15 protein-coding genes and 1 pseudogene are annotated in these 13,387 nt (G+C 55.7%); 5 read left to right on the top strand and 11 right to left on the bottom strand.

Annotated elements, in window-relative coordinates; genetic code table 11:
* Positions 1-194: 194 nt before the first annotated feature.
* Positions 195-476 carry an OadG family protein gene (locus ACO4XG_RS10570; RefSeq protein ID WP_009532668.1) on the bottom strand — a complete coding sequence of 94 codons (282 nt, stop codon included), beginning with the start codon at positions 474-476 and terminating at the stop codon, positions 195-197.
* 295 nt (positions 477-771) lie between these two features.
* Here ACO4XG_RS10570 and ACO4XG_RS10575 point away from each other — a divergent pair, with 295 nt between their 5' ends.
* Positions 772-1,650, top strand: coding sequence for a helix-turn-helix domain-containing protein (locus tag ACO4XG_RS10575; protein ID WP_308509421.1), 879 nt, complete (start codon positions 772-774; stop codon positions 1,648-1,650).
* Between the two features lie 213 nt (positions 1,651-1,863).
* The gene (locus ACO4XG_RS10580; protein WP_308509420.1) at positions 1,864-2,034 is read left to right on the top strand and encodes a hypothetical protein; all 171 of its coding nucleotides are present in this window, start codon (positions 1,864-1,866) and stop codon (positions 2,032-2,034) included.
* Positions 2,035-2,449: 415 nt separating this feature from the next.
* On the opposite strand, the gene ACO4XG_RS10585 is transcribed toward ACO4XG_RS10580, so the two are convergent.
* From ACO4XG_RS10585 to ACO4XG_RS10605, 5 genes are all read right to left on the bottom strand, one after another.
* A complete protein-coding gene (locus ACO4XG_RS10585) occupies positions 2,450-2,830 on the bottom strand; it encodes a hypothetical protein (protein ID WP_308509419.1) in 381 nt (126 codons plus the stop codon).
* Between the two features lie 26 nt (positions 2,831-2,856).
* The gene (locus ACO4XG_RS10590) at positions 2,857-3,621 is read right to left on the bottom strand and encodes a sulfite exporter TauE/SafE family protein (protein ID WP_308509418.1); all 765 of its coding nucleotides are present in this window, start codon (positions 3,619-3,621) and stop codon (positions 2,857-2,859) included.
* A gap of 8 nt (positions 3,622-3,629) precedes the next feature.
* Complete coding sequence (locus ACO4XG_RS10595) at positions 3,630-4,271, bottom strand: GNAT family N-acetyltransferase (protein WP_308509417.1); 642 nt, start codon at positions 4,269-4,271, stop codon at positions 3,630-3,632.
* 18 nt (positions 4,272-4,289) lie between these two features.
* Positions 4,290-5,153: a DNA-3-methyladenine glycosylase family protein gene (locus ACO4XG_RS10600; RefSeq protein ID WP_308509416.1), complete on the bottom strand. Its 864-nt coding sequence runs from the start codon at positions 5,151-5,153 to the stop codon at positions 4,290-4,292.
* Between the two features lie 219 nt (positions 5,154-5,372).
* Complete coding sequence (locus tag ACO4XG_RS10605; protein ID WP_308509415.1) at positions 5,373-6,668, bottom strand: carbohydrate-binding domain-containing protein; 1,296 nt, start codon at positions 6,666-6,668, stop codon at positions 5,373-5,375.
* Between the two features lie 70 nt (positions 6,669-6,738).
* Between ACO4XG_RS10605 and ACO4XG_RS10610 the strand changes: the two genes are divergently transcribed.
* A complete protein-coding gene (locus ACO4XG_RS10610; protein ID WP_308509414.1) occupies positions 6,739-7,419 on the top strand; it encodes a response regulator transcription factor in 681 nt (226 codons plus the stop codon).
* On the top strand, positions 7,416-8,738 hold the full coding sequence (locus ACO4XG_RS10615) for a sensor histidine kinase (RefSeq protein ID WP_308509413.1): 1,323 nt from the start codon (positions 7,416-7,418) through the stop codon (positions 8,736-8,738). The genes ACO4XG_RS10610 and ACO4XG_RS10615 overlap by 4 nt, the downstream gene beginning before the upstream one ends.
* On the opposite strand, the gene hemW is transcribed toward ACO4XG_RS10615, so the two are convergent.
* Complete coding sequence (gene hemW, locus ACO4XG_RS10620) at positions 8,730-9,938, bottom strand: radical SAM family heme chaperone HemW (protein ID WP_308509412.1); 1,209 nt, start codon at positions 9,936-9,938, stop codon at positions 8,730-8,732. The genes ACO4XG_RS10615 and hemW overlap by 9 nt on opposite strands.
* A complete protein-coding gene (gene lepA / locus ACO4XG_RS10625) occupies positions 9,931-11,745 on the bottom strand; it encodes a translation elongation factor 4 (protein ID WP_308509411.1) in 1,815 nt (604 codons plus the stop codon). Before lepA ends, hemW begins: the two co-directional genes overlap by 8 nt.
* 272 nt (positions 11,746-12,017) lie before the next feature.
* On the opposite strand from lepA, the gene rpsT reads away from it, so the two are divergent.
* Complete coding sequence (rpsT, locus tag ACO4XG_RS10630) at positions 12,018-12,281, top strand: 30S ribosomal protein S20 (protein ID WP_009532683.1); 264 nt, start codon at positions 12,018-12,020, stop codon at positions 12,279-12,281.
* Positions 12,282-12,343: 62 nt separating this feature from the next.
* On the opposite strand, the gene ACO4XG_RS10635 is transcribed toward rpsT, so the two are convergent.
* The 3 genes and pseudogenes from ACO4XG_RS10635 to ACO4XG_RS10645 form a co-directional block, all read right to left on the bottom strand.
* Positions 12,344-12,607: a Txe/YoeB family addiction module toxin gene (locus ACO4XG_RS10635; RefSeq protein WP_308509410.1), complete on the bottom strand. Its 264-nt coding sequence runs from the start codon at positions 12,605-12,607 to the stop codon at positions 12,344-12,346.
* A complete protein-coding gene (locus tag ACO4XG_RS10640; protein WP_304946508.1) occupies positions 12,600-12,863 on the bottom strand; it encodes a type II toxin-antitoxin system RelB/DinJ family antitoxin in 264 nt (87 codons plus the stop codon). The genes ACO4XG_RS10635 and ACO4XG_RS10640 overlap by 8 nt, the downstream gene beginning before the upstream one ends.
* 292 nt (positions 12,864-13,155) lie before the next feature.
* A pseudogene (locus ACO4XG_RS10645) lies at positions 13,156-13,387 on the bottom strand (IS30 family transposase); the annotation flags it as partial.

Below are 13,387 nucleotides of genomic sequence, written 5' to 3' on the forward strand. Positions count from 1 at the left end.
GTGCCGCCGCTGCCGGAGCCGCTGCCTTCGGCGCCGGTGCCGCAACCGGCTGTACCGGTGTCGAGACGCCGGAAGCGATCTCCTCGCGGGTGAGCATGTGGAATGCGGACATGCGCTCCACTTCGACCTCGTACTTCTTGCCGTTCATGGTAACAACGTACTTCATCTTTGTAGCCTCCTGTTTTGTTCTTGGTTTACTTCAACTCTTTGATGCTCGTGACATTAATCTCTTCTGGCGACGCATGAAGTTCCTCACAGATGACTGCGAGTATCATGGAGCAGACCTCATCACTGATGCCCGGCGGATCCGGAATCGGTCTCGGCGCCGACTGCGCCGCCGCATTGCTGGATCCCATGACCTTGGCGAACACCAGGATGACCAGCGCAAGAATGATCAGCGTGACCATCACCACGCTGAGTCCCATGACAGACAGAAGTACGCTCTCAGGAACACCCATGGATGTGCTTGTCCACATACTACCCCTACCTCCTTTTTGATATGTACTCATTGTAACACAAGAGGCGCAAGATTCCTCCCCTTTGTTGTCAAAAAGCTAGCGCAAATTGTCTCAGTTTGGGGAAACCCGCCAAAAAACTGATTTATTTGGTGTACTTCTCTGCTGTTTCTTGCACAAATTCATTTTCGCCCAAAAAGTCCGTTAGGACACTCTACTTGCGTCTTTTACAACTTGTGTTATATTGTTGGTAAGACGAGCGGAATATCCGCCTATTTATGCGGAAAGTCCGAACTCATCGTCCGAGGAGGTTCGTATGGAATCCAGAGATTACATTATTCAATATAAACAGGATGATCAGTGGCGCATGCACCGCCTGCACTATCACGAGGGCATAGAGCTCATGCTCGTGCTGACCGACGGCGGCGACTTCTTCATGGACCGGAAAATGTATCCGCTGAAGAAGAACACGCTTTTCATCCTGAATGCCAATACCTTACACCGCGACGAGAACGGCGCGGACGGCTCTGTCTTCAAACGCTATGTGCTGCACATCCTGCCCTCGTTGCTCGACCAGCTCTCGACGCCGCAGACGAATTTTGCCGATGCACTGAAAAACAGCGGTGCCTGCATCCGCCTCACGGAGGAAGACAGCAAGCGCCTCGCGCGCCTGTTCGAGAAGCTGCGCATCAGCATGCCGCCTTCCTTCGGCACGGACATCCTGGAGCGCATCACGCTCTACGAGATTCTGCTCCTGGTCTGCAGCCGCATCCGCTCCACCAAAAAGGAGCACGGCACCTCAAACCAGGACTATAACCGCGTGCAGCCGATACTCGACTATCTCCGGAAGAACTGCACCGAGCACCTGTCGCTCGACGAGCTCGCCGAGCACTTCATGCTGAGCAAGCACTATCTCTGCCATATTTTTAAAAAGGGCACCGGCTTCTCAGTCATGGAGTATGTGATTCAGCTCCGCATCATCACCGCCCAGCAACTTCTGCGGCAGGGCGCAAATGTCCAGGAGGCAAGCGAAAAATCCGGTTTCCAGACCTACTCGCACTTTATTCGCACCTTCAACAGCTATGTCGGCGTCTCGCCGAAGAAATACGCAAAGCTCTACCGCCAGGGCGATCGCTATGCGGTCAATGCCGAAATTCACGGCATACGCAAGATGCGCGCCACCATGCCGGACTAAACAACAAAAAAGAGTTATAGGACAAAAAGAGTGGGTAAAAAAACCCGCAACGCTAGTAGAATCAAGTGTTGCGGGGTTTTCGTCTTCTTTGAAACAAGATGAAGGGTGGACAAAAAGAGTTGGTAAAAATTGCTTCAAACCCTTGATACGCAAGGCTTTTCTCTGCTTACATCTTCCTTGAAACAGTATGTAGTATGTTTGGAGGAAAAAGTCATGAAGCATACCATCTGTCCTTCTTGTGGCGGGCTTTCCGGTGGTGCTGCATGTGCTCACCAGAGCCGCTTTTCTGCAAAGGAACTGTTAAAGGGAATGCCGACAGATAAAAGTATTAAGAACGGACCGCAACTGCGGTCCGTTCTTTTTATGATTGATCCGATTCGTTGATTCGCTGTGCGAAGTTTTGGATTAGCTCTTGTCCTTCCGCGCAAGCCGTTCCGCATTTTATGTCAACTGCTTCAACGCCCCGCATCCGAAGCTCTCCGTTTCGCGTCGGTCGCAATTCTTCTCTCCGCTTCCGCGACAGCAGCGTCCCGGGCACCCCGTCGACCTCTTCCCCTGCGCTCCGTCGCCCCTGCGAATGTGTTCTTATTGTCACTGCGAAGCCTTTTAAAACCTGATTTGTAGATTGCACGCGGGTTCCAAATAAGAACGCATGTTTAGGCTCTGTCGCACCCGATTTCGGCCGATGACTCTCTTTTGTACCAGCGTTTCTTTCCGTTTCGACTTCTTCGCAGTCTGCCGGTACAGCCTGCCACTTCTCTTCTCCCCTTCGCCGGAGAGAAAGAATGCGATTCTCCGCTCATATGTTGCGTAGTAGAGACGTCAACGCTGCTACCATGGCCCAGAGAAGAAGAGCACCCGCAAGGTAAAGCACCCACTGCAGCACTTGTCTGATGCGCGCGGCCTTCACCGCGGAAAAGGCAAAGTAGAGCAAAGAGATCGGGGTCAGCGCGTAGCCGCCCATCATCCCGAAATACCAGAGCCACGGGAGAAAGTGCGGAACGCCGATGCCGCGCGGCGCAGTCAAATTCATCCAGACGGTTGAGAGCGCACAGCAAAGCAAGAGCACCGCAGTCATCGCATAGAGGGGGCGAAGGCACCCCTCTCGCTGCCGCGTGAGAACCCAAAGCATGAAAAGCGCGATGCCGAGCGGTAAAATCACGTTTTGGAATATGGGCATAAATACCTCCTTCCCGACTCTCTCACTCACTGTCCGAGCAGCTGAGAAATAATCTTGACAAAGAGCAGCAACAGAACAAGTAAGAGGACAGGGCGTATGGCCTTGCTCCCCCGTTTCAGCGCAAGCCCCGCGCCGAGGTAGGCACCTATCATATTGCAGACCGCCGCGCTCAGGCCGAGCGGAATCAAGACGGTGCCGTGCATCAGAAATACGATGAGCGAGCTCAGATTGGTCGCAAGGTTAATGGCCTTCGCCTGCCCGTTTGCGCTCTTTAGGCCGAGGCGCGACCAGACATTTAAGAGCACGATCAAAAAAGTGCCCGTGCCGGGGCCGTAAAGCCCGTCGTAAATGCCGACCAGAAAGGCCGAGGCCGCCGCGGTCACATAGGTACGCTTCGTAATTTGCTCGTCCTCCGGGCCTCGGTCGCGGAGCAATTTCTTATTCAGAACCAGGAAGGCGACAAAGGGCAGGATGATCAGCAGAATGATCAAGGTCATCCGCTCCGGCATGCGGAGCGAGAGCCGCGCGCCGATCGAGGCGCCCACAAAGGCCGCCGCAACCGCGGGAAGTGCAAGGCGCTTCTCTATCATGCCCTGCTTCGCAAAGCGGCCGGTCGCGAGGGTGGTCCCGAAGACCGCCGAAAACTTATTGGTGCCGATGGCCGTATGCACCGGAATTCCGGCAAAGAGATAGGCGGGCAGGGAAATCAAACCGCCGCCGCCGCCGATGGCGTCTACAAAGCCCGCCAGAAAAACCAGCGGGCATACAATCAAAAAGGTTGTGATATTCATTGTTTTTTTCAGGCGATATGAACGTTCACTTCCTCGCGGTACATCTTCTCGGAGAAGAAACGGCGATAGAAGCGATCCAAAATGTGCCGAATTTCTGCGGCGGAGTGCGGCGTGGCGCCGCCTGCCTCGAGGATGCGGTAGTTCATGCCGCAGACCTCCGCGCGCACGCGGGTCTCACGGACGCCGTTCCGGAGATAAAACGCGCGGCGGCGAAGGCGCACGGCCTCCTCTTCATTGTCCGCGGCGTGATCCGGATCCTCGATCTCACCGAGTATGGTCTCGGCGTCGTCGATGTGTGCCTCCATCTCCCGCAAAAAGTCGGTCCCGATTCCGCTGCCGCGCTCCGATTCCTTGACGGCAAAGTAGTCGAGCAGATAGTGGTGTCCCTCCTCCGCACTTTCCCGCGCAAAGAGCGCATAGGCGAGAAGGTCTTGATTCTTGCTGTTGTCGCGGATCGCGAGCGGCAGATAATGCCCCGTCTCGTAGAGCTCTTGCATCTTCGGGAAGGGCTTTAATTCTACCTCCGGAAAATCTTCCTGCATTCTCGTCTCAAAGAGACGCCGCAGCGCGGGCAGGTTGAGTTTTTCCACTCGGATCCGCTTGGTACAGTCTGTCTCCGCCGTCTGTTTTCGTTTCAGTTCGTGTCGCATGATTTGCTTCTCCTTTTCTTACCTCTCTTCGTCCCGCACCTTGCGGGGTGTAAACCGTTCCTTGTGGGTGAGCGCATAGTAGAATAGGTACTGCTGTAAAATACCCGCATGCTTCCGGGCAACCAAGGGGTCCACCCCCTGATAGCCCTCGCTCACAATGCGCTGCATCCAGACGTCCGAGGGCACGCGCTCCGTTCTGCCGTAGCCAAAGAGCATCACGCAGTTCGCGACCTTCTTCCCGACGCCGTGTACGCTCTGTAGTTCCAGAAAGAGTTCCTCATCCGGACGTTTGCGAAGCGCAGCGAGATCAAGCTTCCCGTCCGCCACGCGGCGCGCAGCATCCAGCACATAGGGCGCGCGGTAGCCAAGCCCCAAATCCCGCAGACTTTGCTCCGAACTTCCCGCGAGCGCCTCCGGCTTCGGAAAGAGATGGACGTGCTCTCCGGAGGGCGCCAAGGTCTCCTCGCCGTAGGTCTCGGCGAGCTGACGAACGGCAGTCCGTATGGCCGGAATGGACTTTCGCTGCGAGAGCACAAAGGAAACCAGCATCTCAAACGGCTCCTGACGAAGTACCCGTATGCCGTCGCCGTGGACGGTTGCCTCGGTGAGCAATGTATCTCCGCTCTCGAAGATATCGCGCTGTATGGCGCTGTAGTCGCGTTCCAGGTCAAAGTAGGGGAGCCAGACTTTATCCCAGGTTTCCGCATCGCAGGAGACCTCCACGGCGCAGTCGCCGCGCTGTTTTAACTCCAGCACCTCGTTTCCCGAGATAAAGCGAAACACGCCGCCCCCGATTTCACCGGGGCGGAAACACTGTCCGCTGTCCGCAATTTTCTGTAAGCTCAGCGCTTCCCTGAGTTCTATGGTACGAAACTCCCGCACAAATCCTCCTTCGGTCTACATAAGCGTTATACTACTATCCTAACCCAAATTCGAAATGCCGTCAAATCGGCAAACAATAAGCCCCCAAATATCATCGTCACTCCCAAGCGGAGAGAAAACGAAAGACCACAACGACGGATAAACACCTTCGTGTGGTCTTTTGTGATTTCATTCGCCATTCTTCCTCCACCCCCTCGGATGGTGAAGCTGCAGTTTTTGTCAGCGCAACGCAATGCACTCGTTTCCCGCGACCGCGTGGAGTGTGTTCTCTTCCGTGAGTTCCGGGCAGGAAATCTGCACATAGTCGTAGGCACTGCGCGGAAGCTCCCAGTAGAGCATACTGCCGTCTCCCCGCTGTACGGAAATCTGCTCCCGCGCCGGGTGCTCGCTCCCGAGTTCCCACTCGAAGAAAGGCTGTGCCGATTCCGGTGAAATCTTCTCTGCCCGCGCCTTCATGCCCGAGGCAATCAGAACACCGCCGTCCACGCGGCAGCTGCCGTTCCAGTCGAGCGCGGCATCCTTTCCGGTGTCAGAGCCGTTGATATAACTTGTTCCGCCGCTGAAAATCAGATCGCCGTTCGAGTCCAGGCCGTCGCCGCCCGCCGTCACATAGAGCTCTCCGCCCGCAATGTGAATCCAAATCTCGGGATTTGCCTCTTTCTTCCGACTCTTTGTCTCCTCCTTGTCGTAGTGCTCCCGCGCGTTCATGCCGTCATCGTCCGCGCTGATGTCAAAGCTGCCGCCGCTCATCTCTATGGTCTTGCCCTCGATACCCTCGCTCGTATGCTCAAACACATAGGAACCGCCCGACAAGGTCACCGCGCCGTCGGAGCTTACACCCTTTCCCTTATCGCCCTGTGCGCTCGCCCGGACCGTGCCGCCCTGCAAGGTGACGCTCTCTTTGCCGCAGAAAATATCGTCCTCCGTCCGGAGATCAAAAATCCCTTCCGCGACAACCAGCTCACCCTTTGCGACAATTCCGCGGTTTGCCGCTTTGATATTCGCACTGCCGCTGCCCCGCAACGTGAGATTTCCCTTGGCAAAGATTGCCGCGTCCACGCCTTTGGGATCCGCCGCCGAACCGTCCTTCTGTTCTCTTCCCTCCGTCTCAATGCTGTTCGTCTCTTCGCCCGCAAAAATCAGCGTGAGGTCGCCGCGCTGTACAGCGCGAATTGCGCTGTTGCCCCACGTATGGAGTTTTACGTTTTCAAGATACAGCGTGACCGAGACATTCGCCGCGCGCACTTCGATCGGCAGGCGGCTCTCTCCCGTCAGGCGGTAGGTCCCGCCCTCGTGAATCACGAGCACGCCCTTCTCAATCTCTGCGCCGCGTCCTTCAATCTTTGCGCTGTCCCCCCGCAGGAAAATATTGACCGATCCCGCGGTCGCATTTGCGGGAGATTCCGCCGCAGTCGCTGTGACGGCCTCACGACTGCCGCAGCCGGAGAGCGCCGCGAGGAGAACGCCCAGACCAAGCAGCAGTTTGATGTACAACGCTCTGTTACGCTGTCTCATTTCACACCTCATTTTAAAAAACTGTGATACCATCTAGGAAATAACCGGTTCCGAAAAGGGGGAACATACGATGACGATTTTACTGGTGGAGGATGAGAGCCGCCTCGCAGCGGCACTCCTCGAACTGTTTCACTCCGAAAAATATCTCGCGGACCACGCGGATAACGGGGAAGACGGTCTCTACGCCGCCCTGCAAAAGGACTACGATGTCATTGTCCTCGATGTCATGCTCCCGAAGATGGACGGCTTTGCCGTGGTGCACGCCCTGCGCCGCGCCGGCAAGGAGACGCCTGTCCTCATGCTGACCGCGCGGGATGAAGTTCGGGATAAAATTGAAGGGCTTGACCGCGGTGCCGACGACTATATGACCAAGCCCTTCGTCCCGGAAGAACTCCTTGCGCGCGTTCGCGCGCTCTCCCGCCGTCGGGGCGAAGTGCTGCTCGACGAGCTCCGCTTCAGCGATTTTTGCCTGTCGCTCGCGACCAACGAGCTCGCCGCCAACGGCAAAACCGTACGCCTTGCGTTTAAGGAAGCCGAACTCTTAAAACTGTTGGTCGCAAACAAGGGCGCAATTCTCGGCAAAGAGACCATACTCCGGAAACTCTGGGGCGATGAGAGCGACGCCGTCGAAAACAATGTTGAGGCCTATATCTCGTTTCTCCGAAAAAAACTCGCCTTTCTGGATTCCTCGGTCAAAATTCAGGCGCTTCGCCGCCAAGGCTATCGCCTGGTAGAAGGCGGTGCGCAGTGAAGCCGCTCCGCCTCTTACAGCGCCGCATCATCGCGACGAATCTCGCCTTTGTCCTGCTTCTGCTCTTCGGTATCCTGACCGCGCTCTTTTTAAACGCCCGCGCCCGCTCCCTGAAGGACGCGGGCCGCTATCTCGGCGCCGAGCTCCGCTTTGCGAGCGTCTTTTCCGAGCATGAGACTGCGGAAAAGACCTCGTCGGATGAACCGAGCCCGCCGCCGGACGGGCGTCAAGCCCCCAAAGCGTATTATCCCTACGCGATTTTCTCGAGGGACAGCAGTAGCAACGGCTATACCGTTTCCGTCACCCACGACCTCAGCTTAAGCGAGGCCGACACCGCCCGTCTTCAGAGTCTCTTACAGGAAGCGGCAAGTAAAGACACGGCTTCGGAGCGGCAAGGCCCGCCCGAACACCCGGAGGAGAGCGAAAGCCTGACGCATGCCTTTTCCTCTTATTATTATGTACAAGGGCGACAGGGCGGCAAGCGTGTCTTCCTCGTCACCTCGCTCGACAACCTGAATACTTCGCTGTTCCGCTTTGCCGCGGAACTCAGCGGCATCTTCCTGCTCGCCGGGCTCCTCGTCTTCGGGCTCAGCTTTTTTCTGGCCCGCATGAGCTTACGCCCGGTCGAACACGCCTTTTCGGAGCAACAGCGCTTTGTACAGGATGCCTCGCATGAGCTAAAGACGCCGCTCACAGTCATTCTCGCCAATCTCTCCATCCTGAAATCGCATCCGACGGCGACCATACGGGAAGAGGCGCTCTGGATTCAAAATACCGAGACCGAGGCGCGGCGCATGCAGGAACTCACCGAGCGCCTCTTATTTCTCGCCAAGGCGGATGCCAAAACGCTGCCGCCGCGAAGCGAGGTGCTCTCTCTCTCGACCCTAGTCGAGTCCACGGCTCTCCCCTTCACGGCGCTCGCCTTTGAGCGAAAACTGTCCCTCGCGCTGGACATTAGCCCGGCCCTGTCCGTGCGAGGTGACGCGCAGATGCTCGCCCAGCTACTCGCGATACTGCTCGACAATGCGCTGAAATATGCCGCGCCCGGCACCGAAGTCACTGTGCGCCTCTGCCGCCAAAAAAAGCACGCGCTGCTCTCCGTTCATAACAACGGGGAGCCCATCCCTGCGGATGCACTCCCCCGTCTCTTTGACCGCTTTTTCCGCGTGGACAAGTCGCGCGCCCGTGCGGCGGGCGGTTACGGCCTCGGTCTCTCCATCGCAAAGACCATCGCGAATGCCCACGGCGGCGATATCCGCGCCGCCAGCACCGCGGAACACGGCACCTCGTTCACCGTGGCGCTCCCGCTCTCAGAATAAATTGCGGGGATCCTCCGGAAACAGCGCCTGGTTTCGCGGCAACACTTCGTAGAAGTCCGCAAAGACGCGGTTGCTGAGATCGATCCCCCGCTCCGTGAGCCGGAGCATCGGCGTATCGACCTCCAGGAGGCCGAGCGCCGTGTTTTTCCGGATTGCATCGCCGAAGAGGTCGAACATATTCAGGTGGAAGAGGTCATAAAAATCCGCGCCCGAAACGCCTTTGGTCATGCGGAGCCCGAGGTACATAAACTCTTCCATCTCGTCCGCGACCGTGAGTGCAACCAAATCCTGGTAGAGCGGCATCAGATCCCGGTGCATCTCGACCGCCATGTAGCGATCCAGCCTCTCCTCCGAGTGAAAACGGTGATGCTTTAACTTACTGGAGGCACCGAGCCCGACGCCGAGATAGTCGACGCCGGTCCAGTAACCGATGTTATGGCGGCATTCCTTGCCCGGGCGGGCATAGTTCGAAATCTCGTAGCGCGTAAACCCGTACTCTTCCAGCAAAGTCTTGGTCTCCGCGTACATTTCGCGCTCTTCGTCCTCGCCGGGAAGCGCCTTCTGCCCCTCCTCGCTGCCGTAGAGCTCCGCAAACGGTGTCCCGGGCTCAATAATCAGCGAATAGGCCGAGATGTGCTCCGGATGGAGGCGCAGCACCTTTTTGAGACTCTGGCGCCACTTGTGCAGCGTCTGGTGCGGAATGCCGCTCATCAGATCGATGTTAATGTTGTCAAAATGCGCCGCCCGCGCGAGCTCGTAGCTGTGAAGAAAGTCGTTGTAGCTGTGAATTCGCCCGAGCAGTTTCAGTTCTTCATCATCCGCGGACTGCAGTCCTAAACTCAGGCGGTTGATGCCGGCCTCGCGGTAGTATTCGAGTTTGGTCGCATCCAGAGTTCCGGGATTGCACTCTATCGTTATCTCCACATCCGCCTCGACCACAAAGTTCTCATAGACCGCCGAGATAATATTCTGAATTTGCAGGCCACTCAAGATAGAAGGCGTCCCGCCGCCGATAAAAATGCTGGAGAGCTGGTACTCGGGGAGTATCTGCCCCTGGGCGCGTATCTCTTCGATCAGTTGGTTGACATAGGCGCGCTGCGCCTCCGGGGTGGATTCACCGGAGAGAAAATCGCAGTAGCGGCATTTCGAGGCGCAGAACGGAATGTGGATGTACAGTTCCAGTTTTTGTTTCTCACTCATCGCCGAGTTTCAAGACGCTCATGAACGCCTTCTGCGGCACCTCGACGGAGCCGATCTGGCGCATGCGCTTCTTGCCTTCCTTTTGTTTCTCGAGCAGCTTCTTCTTCCGCGAGATGTCGCCGCCGTAACACTTTGCGAGCACATCCTTCCGCATCGCCTTAACGGTCTCGCGCGCAATGATCTTCGAGCCGATAGCCGCCTGAATCGGAATATCGAAGAGCTGACGCGGAATCTCCTTCGTGAGTTTCTCGCACATCTTCCGCCCTCTCTCGTAGGCGCCGTCCGCAAAGACGATGAACGAGAGCGCGTCGATGGTCTCACGGTTAATTAAAATATCGAGCTTCACAAGCTTCGAGGGCATATAGCCCTTTAACTCATAGTCGAGAGACGCATAGCCCCGCGAGCGGGACTTTAACGCGTCAAAGAAATCGTAGATGATTTCATTCAGCGGCAGTTCGTATTTCAGAATCGCGCGGTCCTGCTCCATGTAGTCGGTGCCGAGATAAAGGCCGCGCCGCTCCTGGCAGAGCTGCATAATCGGCCCGATGAACTCGCGGGTCAGCATGATTTCCGCCGAGACCACAGGCTCTTCCATGTGCTCAATCTCCGCGGCATCCGGGAGATTCGAGGGGTTCGTGAGCTCTATCACTGTGCCGTCCGTCTTATAGACGCGGTACACGACGCCGGGCGCCGTCGTCACGAGATCCAGATCATACTCGCGCTCCAGTCTCTCCTGAATAATTTCGAGGTGCAGGAGCCCGAGGAAACCGCAGCGGAAACCGAAGCCGAGCGCGAGCGAGGTCTCCGGCTCATAGGTCAGAGACGCATCGTTTAACTGCAGCTTTTCGAGCGCATCGCGGAGATCCTGATACTGCGCGGCATCTGCGGGGTAAAGACCGCAGTAGACCATCGGCGTGACCTTCTTATAGCCCGGGAGCGCCTCCGACGCCGGATTCTTCGCATGCGTGACCGTATCGCCAACCCGCGTGTCCCGGACATTCTTGATGCTCGCGGTAAGGTAGCCCACCATGCCGGCCGAAAGCTCGTCGCAGGGAATAAAGCGCCCCGGCGCAAAATAACCGATCTCGACCACATCCATCTCCGCACCGGTTGCCATCATGCGGACGCGATCGCCCCTCCGAACCGTGCCGTTCTTCACGCGGAGAAAGACAATCACGCCCTTATAGCTGTCGTAGAGCGAGTCGAAAATCAGAGCCTGCAGCGGCGCCTTTTCATCGCCGCACGGCGGCGGCAACTGTTTCACGATGGCCTCCAGCACCTGATCCACATTGAGTCCGGTCTTCGCGGAAATACGCGGTGCCCCCTCCGCCTCGATGCCGATCACATCCTCGATTTCCGCCGCGACCTTATCGGGCTCCGCGCTCGGCAAATCCACCTTATTGATGACCGGAATAACCTCGAGGTCGTGGTCCAGCGCCATGTAGACATTTGCGAGCGTCTGTGCCTCTATGCCCTGGGAGGCATCGACCACAAGCACCGCGCCGTCGCAAGCCGCAAGCGCGCGGGACACTTCATAATTAAAGTCAACATGTCCGGGCGTGTCGATCAGGTTGAAAATATACTCCTCGCCGTCCGCCGCGCGATACACCGTGCGGGTCGCCTGGCTCTTGATTGTGATACCGCGCTCCCGCTCGAGCTCCATCGTGTCCAGAATCTGGTCCTGCATCTCCCGTTCGGTGAGCAGACCCGTCTTCTCGATGATGCGATCGGCGAGCGTGGATTTACCGTGGTCAATGTGGGCAATGATACAAAAGTTTCTGATATGTTGTCTGTCGTAAGTCGGCATGCTTCCTCCATAAAAAACCGTAAGCAGACTGCGGCTTTCCTGCCTTTTCATCTGGAATGAGAATAACATTTTTGCTTTTCTCTTTCAAGTAAGCTTGACACTCTCCGGGCTTTGTCCTACAATTTACGGGTATGTTTACATTGAACTGTCCGTGTCCAGACTTCGATGCGAACGCCCACAGAGAGCAAGACATTTGCGCGGCTGCCCGTCCTTGACGGTTGTCTTGATGACTGTGAAACTATCATCGTATCCGTGAATGGGAGGAAAAGAAATTGGCAAACATCAAATCCGCGAAGAAGAGAATTCTGACGTCCGCAAAGAGAGCAGAGAGAAACAAGGCTGTTAAGTCCGCTGTCAAGACCGCTGTCAAGAAGGTCGATGCAGCTGTCGCAGCAGGCGACAAGGCAGCAGCAGAGGAGAGCTTCCGCAAGGCAGAGCGCGCACTCACGATGGCAGCTTCCAAGGGCATCCTGCACAAGAACACTTCTTCCCGCAAGGTGTCTCGCCTCTCGAAGTCTGTCGCAGCAATCGGCTGATTGTTGCCATAGAACAAAGGCAAAGCAGAGCGAAATTCCGCTCTGCTTTTTTCTTGCCGTTTTTACTTATCTCTGTAGTGAGAACCGCACTGGACAATCTGAATCACATCTCCGTCTATCCGATACACAATCCGGTTACAATCATCGATTCTCCGGCTCCAATAAGACGACAAATCTCCTCTCAAGGGTTCCGGCTTCCCGATGCCGTCATATCCGTTCCGCTCAATATCCCTGAGTAGTTGCAAAATTCTTTTAAGTGTCTTTTTATCCTGCTTTGTCCAATACGCAAAATCTTCCCACGCATCTTCTGTCCACGCTTTAATCATTGAGCTTCACTTCGTGGACAATACCGCCCGTTGCCTCCATTTCTGCAATGGATTTTCTCAGTCTTGCCAGATTGGCCGCACTGTAAAAGGGATCTTTTTCTGCGGATATCTCAAAGGGAATTCTCTGCTCTCTGACAGCAGTTTTTGCAAACACGCAAAATGCCGTCGACATGCTCATACCGATATCGGAGCAGAACGCGTCAAACTGCTTCTTTAAATCCTCATCCATGCGGATATTGATACTTGTTTGCGCCATATTGCACCTCCTTTTACGTGCATTGTATCTATATTTGCCGCAAATAGCAACACAATCAGAATATTATCCTGCCAGTACCGAAACATCTGCTTTTTGAATACAGATGAATCTCGGCAATCTGACAAGCGGCGTCTTTATGCAATGCTTCCAAAAAGGGCTTTCTGGCACCTATGCCGGAAAGCCCTTTCTACTTTTTCTTTACATGCTAGATTGCAAGATCAAGTAGGACACTTTGAAATAATTCCTCCGGCGAACGGTAATGAAAGGATTTTCAAGGGAGTTGATTGATCCGGTTCTGTTTTTCGTTCAGTCCGCGTTCGTAGGCGGAGTACGGATGGGCATAATATATGGGAATCGTTGGAAGCAACTGTGGCAGTGAAGCAAATTCACTGCCATTATCACTTGTTATAGAGCGAAAAACTTGACTGAATCGTTCTCCATACAGATTTCGGAGCGTTTTAAAGCCCTTCTCAACTGCCTGTGTGCTTCTACCGGGTATCTTTATAATGTGTCGAAATCTTGTG

Source organism: Stomatobaculum sp. (genome assembly GCF_057248925.1).